This window comes from Xylanibacillus composti (assembly GCF_018403685.1).
GTDB classification, from domain to species: domain Bacteria; phylum Bacillota; class Bacilli; order Paenibacillales; family K13; genus Xylanibacillus; species Xylanibacillus composti.
In genome coordinates this window covers 25,152-31,151 of record NZ_BOVK01000042.1, presented here as the reverse complement: position 1 = coordinate 31,151, position 6,000 = coordinate 25,152, and the positions used below count along the sequence as shown (strand labels likewise).

7 protein-coding genes are annotated in these 6,000 nt (G+C 55.9%); 5 read left to right on the top strand and 2 right to left on the bottom strand.

Annotated features, from left to right (window positions below; all coding sequences use genetic code 11):
• Nucleotides 1-32: 32 nt before the first annotated feature.
• Nucleotides 33-1,202 (top strand): MGDG synthase family glycosyltransferase, encoded by a 1,170-nt coding sequence (locus tag XYCOK13_RS15175; RefSeq protein ID WP_213413016.1) that lies wholly within the window; start codon nt 33-35, stop codon nt 1,200-1,202.
• On the opposite strand, the gene trmB is transcribed toward XYCOK13_RS15175, so the two are convergent.
• Nucleotides 1,160-1,825: a tRNA (guanosine(46)-N7)-methyltransferase TrmB gene (gene trmB / locus XYCOK13_RS15170; RefSeq protein ID WP_213413015.1), complete on the bottom strand. Its 666-nt coding sequence runs from the start codon at nt 1,823-1,825 to the stop codon at nt 1,160-1,162. The genes XYCOK13_RS15175 and trmB overlap by 43 nt on opposite strands.
• A gap of 154 nt (nt 1,826-1,979) precedes the next feature.
• Nucleotides 1,980-2,159 carry a hypothetical protein gene (locus XYCOK13_RS15165; protein WP_213413014.1) on the bottom strand — a complete coding sequence of 60 codons (180 nt, stop codon included), beginning with the start codon at nt 2,157-2,159 and terminating at the stop codon, nt 1,980-1,982.
• A 262-nt stretch (nt 2,160-2,421) separates the two neighbouring features.
• Between XYCOK13_RS15165 and XYCOK13_RS15160 the strand changes: the two genes are divergently transcribed.
• The 4 genes from XYCOK13_RS15160 (at nt 2,422) to XYCOK13_RS15145 (ending at nt 5,617) form a co-directional block, all read left to right on the top strand.
• Nucleotides 2,422-2,913 (top strand): MarR family winged helix-turn-helix transcriptional regulator, encoded by a 492-nt coding sequence (locus XYCOK13_RS15160; protein ID WP_213413012.1) that lies wholly within the window; start codon nt 2,422-2,424, stop codon nt 2,911-2,913.
• Nucleotides 2,914-2,991: 78 nt separating this feature from the next.
• Nucleotides 2,992-3,966: a tRNA modification radical SAM protein MnmL/YtqA gene (gene mnmL, locus XYCOK13_RS15155; RefSeq protein ID WP_213413010.1), complete on the top strand. Its 975-nt coding sequence runs from the start codon at nt 2,992-2,994 to the stop codon at nt 3,964-3,966.
• A 3-nt stretch (nt 3,967-3,969) separates the two neighbouring features.
• On the top strand, nt 3,970-4,557 hold the full coding sequence (mnmM, locus tag XYCOK13_RS15150; RefSeq protein ID WP_213413009.1) for a tRNA 5-(aminomethyl)-2-thiouridylate-methyltransferase MnmM: 588 nt from the start codon (nt 3,970-3,972) through the stop codon (nt 4,555-4,557).
• 91 nt (nt 4,558-4,648) lie between these two features.
• Complete coding sequence (locus XYCOK13_RS15145; RefSeq protein ID WP_213413008.1) at nt 4,649-5,617, top strand: type I phosphomannose isomerase catalytic subunit; 969 nt, start codon at nt 4,649-4,651, stop codon at nt 5,615-5,617.
• Nucleotides 5,618-6,000 lie beyond the last annotated feature (383 nt).

The following is a 6,000-nucleotide window of genomic DNA, read 5'->3' as shown; positions in this document are numbered from 1 at the left end:
AAAAAAACAAGTGACCAAAGGGTGATGCAAGCTTGAGTTACCGCAGGGTCTTATTGTTGTCTGAAGGTTTCGGCACCGGCCATACGCAAGCCGCCCAAGCGTTAGCCGTCCACTTGCGGGCGGCCGATTCCCGGGTGATGCCCAAGGTGCTCGAGCTCGGTTCCTTTTTGCATCCCGAGCTGGCACCGCTGGCCTTTTCCTTTTTTCGGCGCACCTTAATCAAGCGGCCAAAGCTCTACGGAAAAATCTACAGGCATTACTACGACAAGCCTCTGAACCGATTTGCGCAACTAGCACTCCACCGCCTGTTCTACGCACAAACCGCTGCACTGCTGCGTGATTACCAGCCAGATGTCATAGTCAGCACACATCCATTTCCCAGCGCCGTCATTGCAAGAATGAAGCGGCAAGGTTGGCCAGTACCGCTATGCACCGTCATCACCGATTATGATGCGCACAGCGCCTGGATTCATGCAGAAACCGACGCCTATCTCGTCCCATCCAAAGAAGTAAAAGAAGCCTTGATCGAGAAGGGGGTAGATCCCGATACGATTGAAGCGACAGGCATGCCGATTCATCCCTCTTTCCACGGACAACCGGATAAAGCGCTGATCCGCAGGCAATTCGGCCTTCGCTCCATGCCGACTGTGCTCATAATGGGCGGCGGCTGGGGGCTCATGGGCGAACAGCACCTGCTGGAAGCAGCGCTGGAATGGGCGGATCAGGTTCAGCTTGTTATTTGCCTGGGGAACAATCGCCAGGCACTGCATCAGCTTCGGGCCAATCCAAAATTGGATCACCCGAACATACGTCTGTTGGGCTATACGGATGATATTCACCAGCTTATGGACGTTGCCGACCTGCTCATTACCAAGCCAGGCGGCATGACCTGTTCGGAAGCCTATGCGAAAGGCTTGCCTATGCTCTTCTGCAATCCGCTGCCCGGCCAGGAGGAAGGGAATTGCGCCTTCTTCTCATCGCTGGGAATAGCGGAGAAGCTGGATTCAGCGGAAACGCTCCACCGGCGGTTTGCCCGGCTGGTGAATCCGAGACGGCCGTCCGAAACGTCAGGCGCATCCCTATATACAGGACAGCGACCCGGGGGCAACCCGGCTCGCTGCGCGGAAGCTGTGCTGCGGCTTTTCGACGCCCCTCGCGTTCAGGAGCCTGCCTCCTTGTTCGTCAACACTTCGACACGGTAAATGGGCAGCCCCTCGGCAACGAATTTTTGCTCGTACTCGGTAAAGACATGTCCGGGCGGCGTTCCTTCTGCGTGCACGTTCAAGCTGATGTTCCGCATGCGGAGGTTCATGTCAGCGAACACATTCAACGAATACTCGAACAGGCTGGCTGCATCCGTCTTCAAGTGGATTTCGCCGCCCGGCTCCAAGATATGCATATACTTATTCATAAACCGGGGATGAGTCAATCTCCGGTTTTCATGTCTCTTCTTCGGCCACGGATCGCTATGGTTCAGGTAAATATGGGACAGTTCGGATTCAGCGAACATCTGGTCAATGTGCTCGACATTGGCCCGCACCAGCACCAGATTGCCGGGCATCTCGCCAGCTCCCGCAACCAGCGCCTTTTCGTAGGCACGCCGGATCAGCTCGTCATACCGGTCGATCCCGATAAAATTGATATCCGGGTGCAGCCGCGCCAGCTCCGTGATAAAACGCCCTTTTCCCATCCCCAATTCCGCATGGACCGGAGCATTCCGAACGAACAGCTCCATCCAGCGTCCTTTCCACTGCTCGGCATTCAGCACAATGCGCTCCTTGCCCTGCAGCACATCGATCGTATCGGCCTTTCTTCTCAAACGCATCACTTTCGACTTCCTTCCAGAATGGAATTCCGCGCGCAAAAAAACGCAACTTCTATTTTCCCCAATTCCGAACGGGTTGTCAAAATAAAAATAGAGGATTCTCCGCCAGCCCGGGCAAGAATCCTCTAACTTGATATCCTTCTCGCATTCGAGATTATTGTATGTTTGCCTTGCTCTGCGCATCCTTCACGCGCTGTTGCAGTTTCTTCCGGGCGTCCAGCACAAGATGAGGCTCCTCGTTGAAACGAATGCCAGACAAAGCAATGGCTTCCTTGACAGTCAGTTCAACCGTAATCTTCTCGTCTCCGCCTGGGATCTTCACCTGCGAATTCATGGCCAACACCTCTTCTTTGAAAATAAAATGCTCGAGAGCTAGTGCCGCGTATACGTGTAGCGTTCCCTGCCACAGCCAAACTATGAATTCTGAAGAAACTTTCTCCTGCGGACCATCTTTCCCGCACTCTTAATATAACACAAGATGTAAGGTAATTCAAGTGAAAACATCGGTTTTTCCGCACTTTTTTCATTGAATATTTGATTAATTGTGTTTATATTTTATTTAGTAAAACGAAATATTATAGCGAGGTGAAATGACGTTGGTTCTATCCAAAACGGCTCAGATTGAGGAGCACAAGCGCGCCCGCGCCGAGCTCTTTTACCAAGGGGTTCATGATATTCAGCTCGCCTATCGGCAGCGGCTCTCCCGGATGCTGAGCGAGGTTGACGGCGGCACCGTTACGATTGTCCAATTTCTGATTATGCGCCGGGTAGAGGTTGAAGGTCCGCAGACGATCGGCACGCTGGCCGCATGGAATCAGGTAACGCCAGCTACGATGTCGCCGATCATCGACAAGCTTGAACGGCGCGGATTCGCATTCCGGCAGCAGCATCTCTCCGACAAACGGACTTATCGCGTCCATCTCACGGAAGAGGGAAGCCAGTTGGTGCGGAAGCTCAATGAGCGTTGGAAGCAGGAGATGGCACCTTCTTTCATGGCTCTGACGGGCAGAGAGCAAATCCGCATTCTGGAACTCTTGGACAAAGTGAAACAGCATATACAGGCAGCCGATGAAGATGGCTGGAACTGACAACCTCCTCCCTTTGTTCCATCCGCCTGCTTTTGCTACAATAGATGAAGCGGCATAACGAAGGAGAGCAGACAAGCCATGCACAAACATTCACCTATCGCCGCCCCGCCGACAGCCAATGAGGCTCCGCGCTGGGGAGACAAGCGATTTCATACATGGAATTACGAAATGAGAAGACAGTTCGGCACCAAGGTGTTCAAGGTCATGCTGGACGCAGGCTTTACCTGCCCGAACCGGGACGGCTCGATCGCCGCAGGCGGCTGTACATTTTGCAGTGCGCGGGGGTCCGGTGATTTCGCCGGCAGCCGGCGCGACGATCTGATCACCCAGTTCAATACCGTGCGCGACCGCCAGCATCAGAAGTGGCCGGAGGCCCAATATATCGGCTATTTCCAAGCCTATACGAATACGTACGCCCCCCTGCCCGTGCTCAAGGAATATTACGAGGCGATTCTGGCTCAGCCCGGCGTTGTCGGCCTATCGATCGCCACGCGGCCGGACTGCTTGCCGGACGACGTCGTCGAGTACTTGGCGGAGCTGAACCAGCGCACGTACCTGTGGCTGGAAATGGGGCTGCAGACGGTGCATGAATCGACTTCCACACTGATCAACCGCGCGCACGACACCGCCTGTTATGAAGATGCTGTCCGGAGGCTGCGCAAGCACGGCATTCGGGTATGCGCGCATATCATTTACGGCTTGCCCGGCGAAACCCACGACATGATGCTGGATACAGCGCGTGCGGTATCGCGCATGGATGTACAGGGGATTAAGGTCCACCTTCTTCACCTCATGCGCAAAACACCGATGGTCAAACAATGGGAGGCCGGACTGCTTCGCTTTTTGGAGAAGGACGAGTATGTCGGCCTTGTAGTCGATACGCTGGAAATGCTTCCGCCCGACATGATCGTGCACCGGGTAACTGGCGACGCGCCCCGCGACCTTCTCATCGGCCCCATGTGGAGCCTGAAGAAGTGGGAAGTGCTCAACGCCATCGACGCCGAGCTGGCTCGCCGGGATACCTGGCAGGGCAAATATTGGAGAGGTGACTGACCGATGGGCTTCTGGTCGGTCTTGACCTATGCCCATAAGCTGGCTGAGCGGCGGGTCGCTGCCGGCGAGACGGTCATCGACGCCACGGCGGGCGCCGGCGCGGATACGCTGGCGTTGGCCAGAATGGTCGGAGCCAAGGGCAAGGTTTACAGCTTCGACATTCAGCAGGAGGCGCTCGACCGCACGCGCGAGCGGCTTGCACAAGCAGGCATTGCTGAGCATGCCGTCCAGCTGCTGCTTGCATCGCATGACGAAATGCGGCACTTGCTGCCTGCGTCGTGCCATGGGCGTGTTGGCGCTGTCCTGTTCAACCTGGGGTACCTGCCTGGCGGCAATCCCGATGTGATTACACTGCCGGACAGCACGATCCGCGCGCTTGATCAGGCTTTCGCCCTGCTCAGACCGGGCGGCCTGCTGTGCGTCACTGTCTATCCGGGACATCCCGGAGGAGAGAAGGAGGCGGCAGCCGTCGACGACTGGTTCGCACAAGTGGACCCGGAAGCGGGGCAGTCAATCTGTTATCGGATGCTGAACCGCCGCAGCGCCCCATATGTGCTGGCAGTTGAGAAAAAACAAAGCCCGTCAAAGTGACGGCAAGCTGCTCAGGTGTTTTCCTATACCTATACCTTTACCGTTAACGGGCCCTGAACCTATGACATCGACATTCAAGGAGGAACCACTCATGATCCAACCGTATCCATTGAAATTCCAACCTGATTTCAAAGAACGGGTCTGGGGCGGGCGCGCCCTGGAACAGTTCGGCTTCGCCATCCCTGACGGCGCCATTGGCGAAGCGTGGACGATCGCCGATCACGCCAATGGACGCTCCACTGTTGCCAATGGCGAATTGGCCGGGAAGGGTCTCGACGAAATACGGGCAGAGCTCGGCTCCGCCTGGTTCGGCACGAAAGGCGCGTCTGCCAAGAACGGCCGCTTCCCGCTGCTGGTCAAGCTGTTGGACTGCCAAGATGATCTGTCGGTCCAAGTCCATCCCAACGACCACTACGAACGGCTGGCGGAGGGAGAACTGGGCAAAACCGAGATGTGGTACATACTTGACGCCGCTCCCGGCGCTACTATTATCTATGGACTGAAGAAGGATGTAGACCGTGATGCCTTCGCCAAGGCGATTGCCGAGGATCGAATTATGGACGTGCTGGAAACGGTCCCGGTCAAAACCGGAGATGCCTTCTATATCCCCGCAGGCACCGTGCATGCATTGCGCGCAGGTGTGCTCGTTGCGGAAATTCAGCAAAACTCCGACACCACTTACCGGGTGTATGATTACAACCGCCCGGGATTGGACGGCAAGCCGCGTGAGCTGCATATCGAAGATTCGCTGAATGTGACCGCGTACGGCGATTCAGGCGCGAGCCGTATGGAAACGACCCTTAGCGGCAGCCACTCGTGGTTGAAGCTCGCCGCGTCTCCTTATTTCGTAACGGAAAAAGGTCAGGTAGACGGACGATGGGAGCTCAGCGCAACACCGGACAGCTTCGTCATCCATATCATTTGCGATGGCAGCGGCTTTATCGCCTGGGAAGGCGGGTCGCTTGAAGTCAAGCGAGGCGACAGCCTGCTTGTTCCCGCGGCACTCGGTTCTTATGCGCTCGAAGGGAAGATGACCGTCCTGCGCAGCCAGTTGCCTTAAGGAACTCCAATGCCCCCTACGCGCTAGTGGGCGCTGGGCGCACTACAAAAAAATCCCGGCCCGAGATGATCTCGGATCGGGATTTTTTGCTTCCTGCGCAGTAGCGGGGATGCGTCCACCAATTGTTAAGCCGCCGACAATGCTGACAGCATATGCAATAACGGACATCCTTCCCGCTAACCTGAAGTATCGTTGTAGCAACGCCGCAACTGCGGGAAAAACTGGTCCTATTCGCAAGCTTTCCGCTGATTCTCCCGCTTCAGCATCGCGATAAGACCCACATTTCCCGCTATATCGCGACTCAATGGGCGAACGACCAGATATAACGCCAGTTTTTCCCGTTATTGCGTGCGACTGAACGGGATTGCCGGAAATAATATCAG

Excerpts from the sequence above, each read along its gene's own strand:
- trmB (WP_213413015.1), bottom strand. The coding sequence starts at position 1,825 with ATGCGTTTGAGAAGAAAGGCCGATACGATCGATGTGCTGCAGGGCAAG.
- mnmL (WP_213413010.1), top strand. The coding sequence starts at position 2,992 with ATGCACAAACATTCACCTATCGCCGCCCCGCCGACAGCCAATGAGGCT.
- mnmM (WP_213413009.1), top strand. The coding sequence starts at position 3,970 with ATGGGCTTCTGGTCGGTCTTGACCTATGCCCATAAGCTGGCTGAGCGG.
- XYCOK13_RS15165 (WP_213413014.1), bottom strand. The coding sequence starts at position 2,159 with ATGAATTCGCAGGTGAAGATCCCAGGCGGAGACGAGAAGATTACGGTT.
- XYCOK13_RS15145 (WP_213413008.1), top strand. The coding sequence starts at position 4,649 with ATGATCCAACCGTATCCATTGAAATTCCAACCTGATTTCAAAGAACGG.